This window comes from Herminiimonas contaminans (assembly GCF_015645465.1).
Classification (GTDB): Bacteria; Pseudomonadota; Gammaproteobacteria; order Burkholderiales; family Burkholderiaceae_D; genus Oxalicibacterium; species Oxalicibacterium contaminans.
In genome coordinates this window covers 118,862-131,768 of the sequence record NZ_JADOEL010000011.1, presented here as the reverse complement: position 1 = coordinate 131,768, position 12,907 = coordinate 118,862, and the positions used below count along the sequence as shown (strand labels likewise).

Genomic DNA, 12,907 nt, shown 5'->3' with positions numbered 1-12,907 from the left:
GATGCCTCCGGTGACGTGGAAGCAGGCGGCCAATCAGTTTGCCATTCTGTTCGGCGAACGCTTCACCAACGCATTGCACTAGAATTTTTTAACCGACCTTCACACACAGAATTTCTGACACTACCTGCGCCACGGCCCTTTTGCGCCAACTCCGGTTTTTGTATCTACATTGACTTCTTCCACCACGATCTTGATTGACATGTTTCGCTCCTTAGTTGATTAGTCCTCAAACGAGGATTGAGCGAACCGTAATCCTCAAATGAGGTCATTGTCAAACGAGGTCGATGCTGTAAAGTGGCGAAAAAGGAGGTTTTATGGATCAAATCGGACTACTTGATGCAGCCAAGCAACAGCAGGGATTGACAAGTGACTATGCACTTGCTCAACGGCTTGGCGTAAAGGGCGGACGCATTTCCGACCTTCGTTCTGGCGCTCGGCCAGCTGACGAAGCGGAAATTATGATGCTCGCGGATATGGCAAAAATAGAGCCACATATTGCGTTTGCAGCTGTGCACAAAGACCGCGAAAAGAACCCCGCAAAACGGGCTTATTGGGAACGTATTTCGACGCAATTTGCTATTGCTTCGGCAGCGGCTGCAACGGTCGTTGTTGAGAAAATTTCAGGAAATTTTGAAAACCTCTTATCACGCTACAGCCCGCGCCCAGCTTAGTTCTTCAGGCGTGTGATAAGAGGTAAAGGGCTCTCTGCTTCACCCCTTTCCAAGTTATAAATTATACGAAGTTATTCCAATGTTTGGTAAACGCAGAGAATCGATGCGCGGCCCATTTACAGAATGCCAGTAGCAAACTGGCTAGCCCAACTTCTTACTCTCTTTATCTTCGAGGACTTTAATGCGTTATTCAAATACTCGGTATGGCAACCCCACAGAACTTCAATACTACACACAGGGTGTATCCACGAAAGAAATTGCCAGGCAGTTGAAACGATCAGAGAAAACCGTTGTTCAATGGCTCAATGGCAGCAGAAAAATACCGTTCTGGGCTCCAGAGCTGTTGCGACTACGGCGCATGGAGTTAGATTTAAGGATGCGTCAAATGGGATTCGGTAGGCAAAAGTTGAAACTAGGCATAGTTAAAGACAATGTCGTTCACTTCCAACAGATAAAGAAGTCGAAGTGCATATAAATACTCATTTAGTTAAATAAAATCAATGGCATACATATCAAAAGACATGTTAAACATTAAGATCGCGAAACGATAGCAATAGCCAGCATTTTGTGCTTAACTGTTATTCAGGGAACAAGTGTAAGTCTGCGTACTCAGCCAACCGGGGACCGCCATGAATATCTGCAAAGCAATCGTTTTTGTAGCCTCATCCGTCTCCTGCATCAGCGCCCTCGCGCAAATCCAGGAAATCAAATCATCGAATAATCAGATCGGGATACAAGGCATTTCCAGCTATGTTGACTACAGGGAAATCAACGACGGCCGCTTTGGCACCACTGTCGGCACCTTGAATACAGAAAAAGGCTGGGTCCCTGGCTTTGCGGTGTCGGCTTCTGTAATGAAGGATTGGCTGTTTGGGAATGACTATTTGCAGTTCCAATACAGCCGGAATAAAGGACATACCGACTATACCGGTTCACGCTTGACTGGTGGCGTATTCGGCTCGGCCGTACAGGAAAATGATGCGACCCTGACTGACTACAGTCTGCGCTGGGGCAAAGGCTTTAGCGTGAACCAAAGCAGCATGTTCACTCCCTTCCTTGAAGTCGGCCGTCATGAATGGAAACGTGGTGTCAATCAGGGTGAAACCTATACCAATAATTACTACGGTATCGGCGCCCTCGCCCAATACACACCTATGCCGCGCCTGGTGCTGAGTGCCAATGCTTTGATAGGTCGGACTTTCAGTTCAGACATTAGCGTGAACGGTCCGCTGGGCTTTTCTGGCGGATTGGGCAACTCGGGGCGAACAGGGAAAACGGAAAAAATCGGGCGCTAAGCCCTATCACCGCTCCTTGAAGTCCCGCAGCGGCCGGTATTTCCCCTCATCGACCTTCCGGTTCTGCCTCCAGACGTAATCCCCGGTCAGGTTGATGTGCTCCCAGCCCAAGGGCGACAAGAATTGCAGCAGGCGGGCATCGGGGAGCTTGCCCGACTCGCGCAAGGCCTGCGTTGCCCTCTCCAGATAGACCGTATCCCACAGCACGATGGCGGCTGTCACCAGGTTCAGGCCGCTGGCGCGGTACCGTTGTTGCTCGAATGTCCGGTCGCGGATTTCGCCCAACCGATGAATGAAGACCGCCCTGGCCAGCGCGTTGCGCGCCTCCCCTTTGTTCAAACCGGCGTGCACGCGGCGGCGCAGCTCGACGTTCTGGAGCCAGTCCAAGATGAACAACGTGCGTTCGATCCTGCCCAGCTCGCGCAGCGCGATCGCCAAGCCATTTTGCCGCGGGTAGCTGCCGAGCTTGCGCAGCATGAGGGAGGCCGTGACGGTCCCATGCTTGATCGAGGCGGCCAGGCGCAGCACGTCGTCCCAATGAGCGCGCAGGTGCTTGATGTTCAAACTACCGCCGATCATGGAGCGGAGTGCCGGGTGGTCCGCTACCTTGCCGGGCACGTACAGCTTGGTGTCGCCCAGGTCGCGGATGCGTGGCGCGAAGCGGAACCCGAGCAAGTGCATCAGCGCGAACACGTGGTCCGTGAACCCGGCAGTGTCAGTGTAGTGCTCCTCAATGCGCAGATCCGATTCATGGTACAGCAGGCCGTCCAGCACATAGGTTGAATCGCGAACGCCGACGTTGACCACCCTGGTGCTGAAAGGGGCGTATTGGTCCGAGATGTGGGTGTAGAACAGCTTGCCCGGCTCGGCGCCGTATTTCGGGTTGATGTGGCCCGTACTCTCCGCCCGTCCGCCGGCGCGGAAGCGCTGGCCGTCCGACGAGGACGTCGTGCCGTCGCCCCAGTTCTCAGCGAACGCATGCTTGAACTGGGCGTTGACGAGATCGGCCAGGCCCGCCGAATATGTCTCGTCCCGGATGTGCCAGGCCTGCAACCAGGACAGCTTCGCATAGGTCGCCCCCGGGCTGGATTCCGCCATCTTGGTCAGGCCGAGATTGATCGCGTCGGCCAGGATCGCCGACAACAGCAGCGTGCGGTCTTTGGCCTGTTCGCCGCTCTTGAGGTGGACGAAATGGCGGGTGAATCCGGTCCAGTCGTCCACGTCCATCAGCAGCTCCGTGATCTTGATACGAGGCAGCAGGCCGCCGGTGATGTCGATCAGCGCCTGGGCCTCTTCCGGAACCACGGCATCCTGCGGGCTGATCCGCAGTCCGGTTTCGGTGATAATCGCGTCGGGCAGTTCATTGGTCAGCGCCAGGTGGTTGACCTTGGCCAGTTGCTGTTCGAGCAGCAACAAGCGGTTATGCAGGTATTGGTCACAGTCCTGGTTGACCGCGATCGGCAGTTCGCACGCTGTCTTCATGGCGCCGAATTTCGCCGTCGGCAGCAGGTATTCCTCGAAGTCGCGGAACTGGCGCGATCCCTGGACCCAGATATCGCCGGACCGCAGCGAATTCTTCAACTCCGACAGCACGCAGATTTCGTAGAAACGGCGGTCAAGCCCCTCGTCGGTAATGACGAGCGGCTTCCAGCGCGCCTTGACGAAAGTGATTGGTGCGTCGTCGGGCACCTTGCGCGCGCCGGTCATATTCATTTCGCGCAGCACGTCGATTGCGTCGAGCACCGCTTGCGCGGCCGGCGCCGCCTTCAGCTTGAGCCCATCCAGGAACTCGGGTGTATAGCGGCGCAGCGTGCTGTATTGGTCGCCGACCAGCGACAGGTGGTCGAACGACTCGGGCTGCGCCAGCTGGCCGGCCTCGGTGACGCTCAGCGCGAACTCAGACCATGGAAGGATCGCCTCGATCGCGGCGTATGGGTCGCCGCCCGATTCCTTGGCTTCAACCAGTGCTCGGCCGACCTTCGAATACAGCCGCACCTTGTCGTTGATCGCCTTGCCCTGCTTCTGGAAGTCCTGCTGATGCTTGTTCTTGGCGGCGCTGAACAGCTTGATCATGATTCGGTCGTGCAGGTCGACCAGTTCGTCCGTCACGGTGGCCATGCCCTCGATGGCCAGCGCCGCCAGCGTCGCGTAGCGTCGCTCATCCTCGAACTTGGCCAGGTCGCGCGGCGTCATCTGCGCGCCTTCGCGGGCCATCTTCAGCAGCCGGTTCTGGTGGATTTGGCGGCCCAGCCCGTCCGGCAGGGCGAGCGACTGGAACACTTTGAGGCGTTCGATGTGCTCGCGCATGTAGCGGGAATTGGGCTTGAGCGGCGACTGGCGGAGCCACACGAGCCAGGTAATGCTCATGTCAGGCGCGACGTTGAGCAGGTTGTCCAGGGAGCGCTTGTGGTGGCGCTCCAGCGGCTCGATCAACGTGCGATAGAGCCGCCGGTTCGCCCTCGTCACGGCCTCGGCGCAGGCGCGCTCGATGACGGTCAACGCCGGCAGAATGATGCGCTTCTGGCGCAGCGTTTCGAGGGAATGCGCAGCCAGGATCATGGCCTTGTCGGTCTGCATGGCGAGGTCAGCCAGGCTGTGTACCAGCTTGCGGAAATCAGGCAGGCCAAACACGGACAGCCCGAGGTAAGCGCGCAGCTCGTGCAGGTGCTCGTTGCGCGTTTTCTCCCGTCCGCCATATTCCGGCCAGGCGCCGGCGTCGCCGCGCACCTGCTTGGCAACCCAATGGATCACAGGATCTGGCAGCATGGTGTCGCTGGCCAACGCGTAGCCAGGGTAGCGCAGCAGGCACATCTGCACGGCGAAGCCGAGGCGGTTTGCGGCGCCACGGCGTTGCCGGATCAACGCCAGGTCGGCGTCCGTGAAGCTATATTGTTGGATCAGATCATCCTGACTTTCGGGCAACACGAGCAGGCTGTCGCGTTCAGTATCGGAAAGCAGTGAGCGGCGTGGCATTTGTTCGATTTCTTGGAAATCTGATGAAAGAGAAGCACATGGAGCAGAGAATCCGGGCTCAGGGCTGTCCGATCATGAGTGCATGAACGTTCATACGGTGCGCGTTTTTAGGTACTGGTAGAGGGTTTCTCGACTGATGCCAAGGTCGCGGGCCACGACCGCTTTCGGCTCGCCGGCGGCGACCCGAGTGCGTAGCTCAGTCACACGCTCGGGCGCGAGCGCTTTTTTGCGGCCACGGTAGGCCCCACGTTGCTTGGCCAGCGCGATCCCCTCGCGCTGCCGTTCACGGATCAGGGCGCGCTCGAACTCGGCAAAGGCGCCCATGACCGACAGCATCAGGTTCGCCATTGGCGAGTCCTCACCGGTAAAGGCCAAACACTCCTTGGCGAACTCGATGCGTACGCCGCGCCTGGTCAGGCTCTGCACAAGGCGCCGGAGGTCATCCAGGTTGCGGGCCAAGCGGTCCATACTGTGCACGACCACGGTATCCCCCTCGCGCACGAAGCCCAGCAGCGCTTCCAGCTGCGGCCGTTGAGTGTCTTTGCCCGATGCCTTGTCGGTGAATACCCTGTCGACTTGTGCATGTTCGAGCTGCCGGTCCGGGTTCTGGTCGAAACTACTGACCCTGACGTAACCGATTCGTTGGCCCTTCAAGGAACCTCCTTGTTGTGAATGTCAGGCTGAAATCTATGAGCCTTCCGGTCAGGTGTCAATAAAATGTTTATATGACTCTATCCTGACGCATTTTGCAGGGCCCTCCTGACGCCTAATTGGGGTGTAGCCTAAGCTCACATGCTTAGGTGACGGCGAAAATGCGAACGGGGTTTCTTAATGCTGTTCTACGAACGAGTGATTCTCTGGCCAAGAGAGCCAGCAGGAGCATATGGGTTGTGTTATCGATCGTTTCCTCTACAGTGATTTAAAAGTCATCATTGCAGCGACCCCGAGACATATCACCCCGAAAGCAGCTTTCAGATACTTTTGCGGAAGCCGCGAGGTGAGCACACTGCCGACTCCCATCCCGACTATGCTTCCTGCTGCGAACGGGAGCGCGACACCAAGGGGAAATTTTCCTGTAGATAGGCTGGCCGCTACGCCAGTTAGCGAAACAAGTGCGATAACACCGAGCGAGGTAGCGACGACCGATTGCACCGCTAAATCCGTGAAACGCTGCAAGGCCGGCACCATGACGAACCCGCCGCCTACCCCGAGCAAACCGGACAGAATGCCCGCAATGGCACCTGCGATCGATAAGGCGCCGGCGCACTTGCTCGTCCAGATAAACCGTCCACTCATGTCGTCCCGAATGCAGGGTCGATCCAGAGTAAGAGAGGTGGACTCGACACTGCGGCCGACGATTTCACGGAAGGTTTTATATGCGACCCAGGCGAGAATAGCGGCAAACAACAGGCTGAGCAGTCGCGTGTCCAAACGGTGAGCCAACCATACACCGAGTGGCGCGAGCAGGATGCCAGTGCCGGCAATGAGCACGGTCGCGCGGTAGCGCACAATCCCAGCCTTTAAGCCCATCAAAGCACCTGCTGCGGCAGAAACACCGACGGCGAGCAGGCCAACGGGGCCGGCTTCGGCGATCGTTAAGTGCATGCCGAAGACAAGAAGTGGGACCGCGAGAATGCCTCCCCCAGCTCCTGTCAGACCCATGACAATACCTACCACCGCCCCCAAGAGAAGACCCGTAATCATCACAGCCCCGGTTACGCGGCCGGTGATGCGGCTTTGGCTTTTGCTCGTTCGAGCAGTTCAAACAACGCCATTCCGACCAGCATGGCGATGAAGAACAGCAAGGGTTTGGCGCCGCCTTGTGCGAGCGATGCGAGCGCAGGACCGGGACAATAGCCGGCCAGGCCCCAGCCGACGCCGAACGCGAGTCCGCCGAGCACGAGACGGCGGTCAATTTGCGTAGCCGTCGGCAAGCGCATGGCGTCGCCCAGGATCGATCTCGGACGTTTGGCCGCGAACGGAAACACCAGCGCGCCGACGACTACAGCGCCGCCCATCACGAACGCAAGCGACGGGTCCCAGTTTCCGGCCAGGTCCAAAAAGCCGAGCACCTTCGCGGGGTCGCTCATGCCGGACAAAATAAGCCCCAAGCCGAACAACAGGCCGACCAACAGCGACATGAAGATTTTCATTTTTGCTCCCTTAGCCGACAAGATGGCGAACAACGTAGACGGTCACGAATCCGGCGGACATAAAGGCTACGGTAGCCACCATCGAACGCGGGGAGCGACGCGACAGCCCGCACACGCCATGTCCGCTAGTGCAGCCCGAACCGTAACGGGTACCGATCCCTACCAGCAGTCCGGCCAGGATCAAGACCGGGTAACCGGCCTCGATGTGCACTTGGGGCAGGGGAGCGATGCTTGAAAACACGAGAGGAGAAAGCACTAGGCCGCCCACGAACGCAAGACGCCAGGCGATATCGCCCCTTGCGGGCGTTAACAGGCCACCCACGATGCCACTGATGCCCGCAATTCTTCCGTTAAATACCAAGAACAGTGCCGTGGCTATTCCGATCATCAGCCCACCCGCCAGCGACGTCCAGGGCGTGAAATTGTTCCAGTCAATCATCATTACAGCCTCCTATTACGTTGGGCAGTAAAGTTGGTACAACACCTGTAGCACTGCCAGTGCCTCACTACTGGAGATGCTGTAGAAGATCTGCTTGCCCTCACGGCGCGTATTCACTAGTCGCTCTTCGCGGAGCACGGTCAGCTGCTGTGAAAGCGTAGGCTGCAAGATCCCAGTGATGGTTTCCAGCTCTTTGACCGAGAACTCGCCCTGCGTCATCTGGCATAGCAAGAGCATACGGTCGGGGTTGGACAGTACCTTCAGAAGCTTGCTAGCCTCCCCAGCTGCGGCATGCAGTTTCACTAAATCAATTTGCTTTGGCATGGCCACGTAGATCCGTTTAAAAGTAACACTTTACACGAACATTATACCATAACATAATATATTAAACGTAGAGACGATGATCCATGTGTCGAACTCTGATCACGACGACTATTAAGGAGCGCCCATGATTTTTAGACAACTGTACGAACCCCTGTCGAGCACTTATACCTATCTGCTGGGGGACGAGGACACGGGACAGGCAGTCCTCATCGATCCCGTGATTGCGACCATGGATCGGGATCTGGCCGAGGTGCACAGGTTAGGTCTGACCTTGGCTTACACGGTCGATACCCATATCCATGCCGACCACATCACCGCAGCTTTGGAAATGAAGCGTGCCGTGGGTAGCAAGATTGCCGCGCCTGCCTACGATCAGTTGTCATGTGCCGATGTCGGCATCGAAGAAGGCAGGCCATTTCAGGTCGGGGGTATTACTTTGCAGCCCCTGCATACCCCCGGCCATACCGACGGGCACTTTGCCTATCTTTTAAATGACCGCGTATTCACAGGCGACGCCTTACTTATCGAGGGGTGTGGCAGGACTGACTTTCAAAACGGTGATGCCGATGCGCTCTACAAAAGCGTGCGAGAGAAGCTGTTTGCTTTGCCCGACGAAACCTTGGTCTACCCGGCGCACGACTACCAGCAGCGTTTTGTCTCCTCGATCGCGCAGGAAAAGAAGCGTAATCCCCGCCTGGGCGGGGAAAAGACGCTCGAAGAGTTCAGGGACATCATGGCCAAGCTGAACCTTCCATACCCTAAGTTCATTGACTACGCTGTCCCGGGGAATAAGCAATGTGGCGTCTGTCCCCCAGACCTGCCAGAGAACTTGGCCAGCTATTGCCGCCAGATGACCCAGAGCCCGCAGGGCTGACGTGCCGCTAACCAACGGAGAAATTGAAATGACAAACTTCAAGCAAATAGGGGATGGCCTGTTCATCGGTCCCCAGCCTTCGGGGCAGGATTTGGTGGAGGCGAAGCAGCAAGGCATTCACACCGTAATTGACATGCGTACGCCTGGGGAAACGGCCACCTCGAACGCCGAGTTGGTCAGGAACAGTGGACTGGATTACTTCAATGTACCAGTCAACAAGACAGCCCTGTCAGAGCAGCAGATTGACGAGTTAAGTCAAGTAATGCAGAGAACACAAGGGCCGCATTTACTGCATTGCGCCACTGGCACGAGGGCCGCGTTGCTGCTCGCGCTTAGTCGTGCAAAGCAGAATGGGTGGACAGCGGAACGCACGTTCGAGGAAGCGCAAACCATGGGGTTCAACCTTCAGGGTTCCGCTGATTTCGCCAGCTTCGTCAGGCAAGTCACGGCCAAATAGATGTTCATTCGCAACTAGAACTGCAAGTTAAAGTTCACAAATTTCGATTCAGGGAGCCACTTTTTGGATGCTGTACGATTTGGGCCGCTCGTCGTCCCTGTACAAGTAGCACTACTCTTAGCAGGCATAACGCTTGCCCATTCTGTTGCCGCGTGGTTCCGCACGAGGCGCGGTGTCGATCCGGGCCCCGTTCTTTGGAAGATGATCGTGTTCGGTTTCCTCGCCGGACGCTCGATCTTCGTATTAAGACATCATGAGATTTATTCCAATGCTCCATTGTCGATCATCGACTTTCGTGATGGAGGCTTCGACAACCTGGCCGGTTTCGCGACGGCCGTTTTGGTTGGCATGGAATTGTCACGGCGCTCGACGACACTACGTAGGCCGCTTCTGACTGCAACCTTGACGGGTTGCTTTGTCTTTTTCGGAGGAAGTGCGCTGAATCATGCCCTTACGCCGGTGGGTGTGCCTGTCCCGACAATTGAGGTACGCCGCCTCGACAACACAACTGTGCCGCTCAGTGCCTTTGTGGGCCGCCCCTTGATTATCAATCTTTGGGCAACTTGGTGTCCGCCGTGCCGACGTGAGATGCCTGTATTAAAGGCTGCACAGCTAGCCCATCCAGAAATCCACTTCGTGTTTGCGAATCAAGGAGAATCAGCAGCAACCGTACAAAGCTACCTCGACGCGAATGGGTTACAAATGCCAAATATCGTTCTCGATCCGGCCAAGCAGGTAAGTGCCCGAACTGGTTCGTCTGGTTACCCCACAACGCTGTTCTATGATGCTCAAGGCCGGCTATACAAGCGGCATATGGGTGAGCTTTCGCGCGCAACACTAACCGAGAAAATCGACAGCTTCTTCGGCTCTCGCTGAGCACTGGGATACCGCTGCTGTTTTATGTCAGCTCTGATGTTCGAGATGATGACATGGCCAGGCTGCCGCCGTTACTGCATGAGCACATCAACATGCTTGGCCAGTATTCCTACTCTGTGTTGGAAGCAGTAGCCAAGGGCTGGCTGCGGCCACTGCATAACCCAGCAAGCAACGAAAAAGTCAGGAGTGGCCTTAACCTGGTTTGCCGTTCCGCTGCACCTCGACCCCTCATTATGTCTTAGCGCCTGATTTTTTCCGTTTTCCCTCTTCACCCCAACTCCAACTTGTATAGAGCGGGCTTGTCGGCCGATTACGCGTTCACACAAAGATTCAGGGGAAATGTGGGCATCAATTACTCCGCCTTCAAATACGGAGCCAGCGCCAATTATCCGGTCGGTGGCACGGTTACCTGGGAACCGGATAGCCGGACGCGCTATACAACGATTAGCGCAGGCGTGGGTTACGCATTCTAGTAAGTCAGATGCAAAAAGCGGTTGATTGCACCTGCTAGTGCAATCAACCGTGTACTACTGTTACAGCACTACCGGATGCCACGTATCGCGGCACATCATTACTGGAATACTGCTTTACCCTGTTTGCGGGTGAAGTAAGACCAGATCGATTTCTTCCCTGATTTCTTCGCCCTGTCCGTCCCTGCTGCCATTAATACTTCGAGCGGATTATTCAGTTTCAATGCAACTGCAACCTTGAGACATGTATCTTCATCCATGATGCGTTGACCACTCTTGTACAAGCTGATCGCGCTGCGGGTGATCTTCAGTTTCTCGGCTAAGGCAGCATCATTTTTCAGGCCGTGCTTCTCCTGGACTTGAATCAAATATTTCACACTTTTCATATCAACACTCCTTTGAAGTTGTTATGAAACGGATTTTGCAAGATCGCCTATCCAAAGTATTTAATGATCATACGGTTCTGGAATAATCGTCCGGAATTTTGAAGTTAAACAGCTGTTACATGTCCATTGTCGAGCGGGTAAATCAGCTGCAAACATTACAGAAAAACGCTGCAAAGCAGCATAAAGCCTTGCTGTGCTGTCAGGTCCGTTGTCTGGGCGTAATTTAATCTTGCAGTCGTCTACACATGTAGGCACCATCAACAGCTGCAAATACATTAAAGATTAATCTCTGTCCGCTATCGCTATAGCTATAGCCATATATTTTTGCAGGGCATAAATCCGCCCGATATCGGCGCTTGCTCACCTCAAACAAAAAACCACTCCAAAATGGAGTGGTTTCGGGTGCAAACAGTCAGCCGCTCAGGTTTATCCGGCGTCGCCGCCGCTGACGAAATGTCTCTCCTTGTGCAGGTAATGCGCCAGCCATTGCAGTAGTGCCACTGCATCGCCAAACTCCATGAAGCCCTCTTGCTCGCCATCACCAAACAAAGGCTTGCCGTTCAGGCTGCTGTCTATGACCAGTCCGTCAAAGGTCGCCATCGGGATGTAACCTTGCGGAATTTTGAAGGTATTGGCATTCAGGATGGCGTCCATGACATGGTCGAGGAATTGAATCTCCGGCGTGCGCATTGAGCCGAGATCATGTTCCTTCAGGAACATCCCTATCGACAATAAAGCATTGCTGATCACCACGCGCAGATAAGTCGCTTTTTCCAAAGGACTTTCATGCAGGGTCTTGTTGGAAGTCTGGAAATCCAGGACGGTTGTCGCTTGCGCATTGTCCACCACGATATTTCCGGCGGAGCCTGTTTTTGCCTGTTTCTTCTTCCGGTGCAGCATGAGTACTGGTGCACCACCTGCGTCTGCAGCACCGGCTTTCGCTGGTTGCAGGATCATTGCGATTGATACAGGTAAAACCTTCAGTTGTTCTTCAATCAGGTGGATAGCTAATAGCGATCTGCTTTCTTTACACGCGTTGCTCATATCAACTCCTTCTGTGATGAATGGCCTGTTGAGAACGATAGTAAGTGCGGTACGACAATCAGACTGTACGCCAGCGCACGGCGAAATTCAATTACAGCAAAAATTTTTTGTGCAAAAAATGAAGCACCGTATCCTGCCCTGCCTGCAAGGTCAGGTAGTTTTGATTGAATATAATACGCAATGTCATTACCCAGCATAAAGCGACCATCCAGCCTGCAACAATATCGCTCGGATAGTGATAACCGAGATACATGCGACTCAGCCCTACCAGCGCGGCAAACAGAAATCCGCTCAGCAAGACCACCTTGTGCCAGCTGCTCAAGCGCAGCAATACCAGCAAGGTGATGACGATGGCCATCGAATGCGTCGCATGTCCACTCGGAAATCCAAACGATGTATCCGGCGCATCCAACCACAGTTCAGGACGGGCGCGCTGTATCGTACCCTTCATGATGTTGCACATCATCGCGGCACCGGAAACAGAGCATAACCAGAACAGTGCCGTGCGCCATTGCTGGCGATATAGCAAATAGCACAGTATGCAGACACTGATCACCGTGACCAGCATCGAGCACCACACTGCAAACTGGCTCAGCATGGATTCAGTCTCCACCCGCAGTGACCACAGCATGGTTCGTTCCAGAGCGATCCAGCTGCTATTGCTGATCGTGTCTGCCAAGGCGACAAACAAGATCAATGGCAAGAGGATGCCCAGCATACACATCAGTGCCCTGCTGCGTTCCTTGATCAGGCTTGTGCGGACATATGCAAACGCCGGTCCCAACCTATAAAAATTTCGTTGTATCGCGCTAATCATGTTCACTCATTTGCATTTCGCTGCACTCAGGCGTCGGCACAAGTCGGCACGACACATCTAAAAAACAGCGCAATGCTAAGCAAGCAGGATGACGGCACGATGACAGCAACAGCCGTTAACCGTATTTA

General features: G+C 55.2%; 16 protein-coding genes. 6 read left to right on the top strand and 10 right to left on the bottom strand.

What is annotated here, in order from left to right:
* Positions 1 to 120: 120 nt before the first annotated feature.
* On the bottom strand, positions 121 to 201 hold the full coding sequence (locus IXC47_RS19590; RefSeq protein WP_407651136.1) for a single-stranded DNA-binding protein: 81 nt from the start codon (positions 199 to 201) through the stop codon (positions 121 to 123).
* Between the two features lie 113 nt (positions 202 to 314).
* Here IXC47_RS19590 and IXC47_RS13815 point away from each other — a divergent pair, with 113 nt between their 5' ends.
* The 3 genes from IXC47_RS13815 to IXC47_RS13805 all read left to right on the top strand — a co-directional run bounded on the left by IXC47_RS13815 (position 315) and on the right by IXC47_RS13805 (position 1,966).
* A complete protein-coding gene (locus IXC47_RS13815; protein ID WP_195875977.1) occupies positions 315 to 671 on the top strand; it encodes a hypothetical protein in 357 nt (118 codons plus the stop codon).
* Positions 672 to 852: 181 nt separating this feature from the next.
* Positions 853 to 1,146: a terminase gpP N-terminus-related DNA-binding protein gene (locus tag IXC47_RS19585; RefSeq protein WP_195875976.1), complete on the top strand. Its 294-nt coding sequence runs from the start codon at positions 853 to 855 to the stop codon at positions 1,144 to 1,146.
* A gap of 154 nt (positions 1,147 to 1,300) precedes the next feature.
* Complete coding sequence (locus IXC47_RS13805; protein WP_195875975.1) at positions 1,301 to 1,966, top strand: hypothetical protein; 666 nt, start codon at positions 1,301 to 1,303, stop codon at positions 1,964 to 1,966.
* Between the two features lie 6 nt (positions 1,967 to 1,972).
* Here IXC47_RS13805 and IXC47_RS13800 read toward each other — a convergent pair whose 3' ends face one another.
* The 6 genes from IXC47_RS13800 to IXC47_RS13775 form a co-directional block, all read right to left on the bottom strand.
* Positions 1,973 to 4,939, bottom strand: coding sequence for a Tn3 family transposase (locus IXC47_RS13800; protein WP_195875974.1), 2,967 nt, complete (start codon positions 4,937 to 4,939; stop codon positions 1,973 to 1,975).
* Between the two features lie 90 nt (positions 4,940 to 5,029).
* Positions 5,030 to 5,593: a recombinase family protein gene (locus tag IXC47_RS13795; protein ID WP_075791073.1), complete on the bottom strand. Its 564-nt coding sequence runs from the start codon at positions 5,591 to 5,593 to the stop codon at positions 5,030 to 5,032.
* Between the two features lie 255 nt (positions 5,594 to 5,848).
* Positions 5,849 to 6,643: a sulfite exporter TauE/SafE family protein gene (locus IXC47_RS13790; protein WP_053821759.1), complete on the bottom strand. Its 795-nt coding sequence runs from the start codon at positions 6,641 to 6,643 to the stop codon at positions 5,849 to 5,851.
* Between the two features lie 11 nt (positions 6,644 to 6,654).
* Positions 6,655 to 7,092: a DUF6691 family protein gene (locus tag IXC47_RS13785; RefSeq protein ID WP_053821758.1), complete on the bottom strand. Its 438-nt coding sequence runs from the start codon at positions 7,090 to 7,092 to the stop codon at positions 6,655 to 6,657.
* Between the two features lie 10 nt (positions 7,093 to 7,102).
* On the bottom strand, positions 7,103 to 7,534 hold the full coding sequence (locus tag IXC47_RS13780) for a YeeE/YedE family protein (protein WP_053821757.1): 432 nt from the start codon (positions 7,532 to 7,534) through the stop codon (positions 7,103 to 7,105).
* 12 nt (positions 7,535 to 7,546) lie between these two features.
* Positions 7,547 to 7,855, bottom strand: coding sequence for an ArsR/SmtB family transcription factor (locus IXC47_RS13775; protein WP_053821756.1), 309 nt, complete (start codon positions 7,853 to 7,855; stop codon positions 7,547 to 7,549).
* Between the two features lie 124 nt (positions 7,856 to 7,979).
* Here IXC47_RS13775 and IXC47_RS13770 point away from each other — a divergent pair, with 124 nt between their 5' ends.
* The 3 genes from IXC47_RS13770 (at position 7,980) to IXC47_RS13760 (ending at position 10,062) form a co-directional block, all read left to right on the top strand.
* Positions 7,980 to 8,729, top strand: a complete 750-nt coding sequence (locus IXC47_RS13770) for an MBL fold metallo-hydrolase (protein ID WP_053821755.1) — start codon at positions 7,980 to 7,982, stop codon at positions 8,727 to 8,729.
* 28 nt (positions 8,730 to 8,757) lie between these two features.
* Positions 8,758 to 9,186 carry a beta-lactamase hydrolase domain-containing protein gene (locus IXC47_RS13765; RefSeq protein ID WP_053821754.1) on the top strand — a complete coding sequence of 143 codons (429 nt, stop codon included), beginning with the start codon at positions 8,758 to 8,760 and terminating at the stop codon, positions 9,184 to 9,186.
* 63 nt (positions 9,187 to 9,249) lie between these two features.
* Entirely contained in the window at positions 9,250 to 10,062 is an 813-nt protein-coding gene (locus IXC47_RS13760) for a TlpA family protein disulfide reductase (protein ID WP_075791076.1), read from the top strand.
* A gap of 571 nt (positions 10,063 to 10,633) precedes the next feature.
* Here IXC47_RS13760 and IXC47_RS13755 read toward each other — a convergent pair.
* From IXC47_RS13755 to IXC47_RS13745, 3 genes are all read right to left on the bottom strand, one after another.
* On the bottom strand, positions 10,634 to 10,918 hold the full coding sequence (locus IXC47_RS13755; RefSeq protein WP_195875973.1) for a helix-turn-helix domain-containing protein: 285 nt from the start codon (positions 10,916 to 10,918) through the stop codon (positions 10,634 to 10,636).
* A gap of 426 nt (positions 10,919 to 11,344) precedes the next feature.
* The gene (locus IXC47_RS13750) at positions 11,345 to 11,962 is read right to left on the bottom strand and encodes a hypothetical protein (RefSeq protein WP_195875972.1); all 618 of its coding nucleotides are present in this window, start codon (positions 11,960 to 11,962) and stop codon (positions 11,345 to 11,347) included.
* Positions 11,963 to 12,053: 91 nt separating this feature from the next.
* Positions 12,054 to 12,680: a phosphatase PAP2 family protein gene (locus IXC47_RS13745; RefSeq protein WP_195875971.1), complete on the bottom strand. Its 627-nt coding sequence runs from the start codon at positions 12,678 to 12,680 to the stop codon at positions 12,054 to 12,056.
* Positions 12,681 to 12,907: the final 227 nt, after the last annotated feature.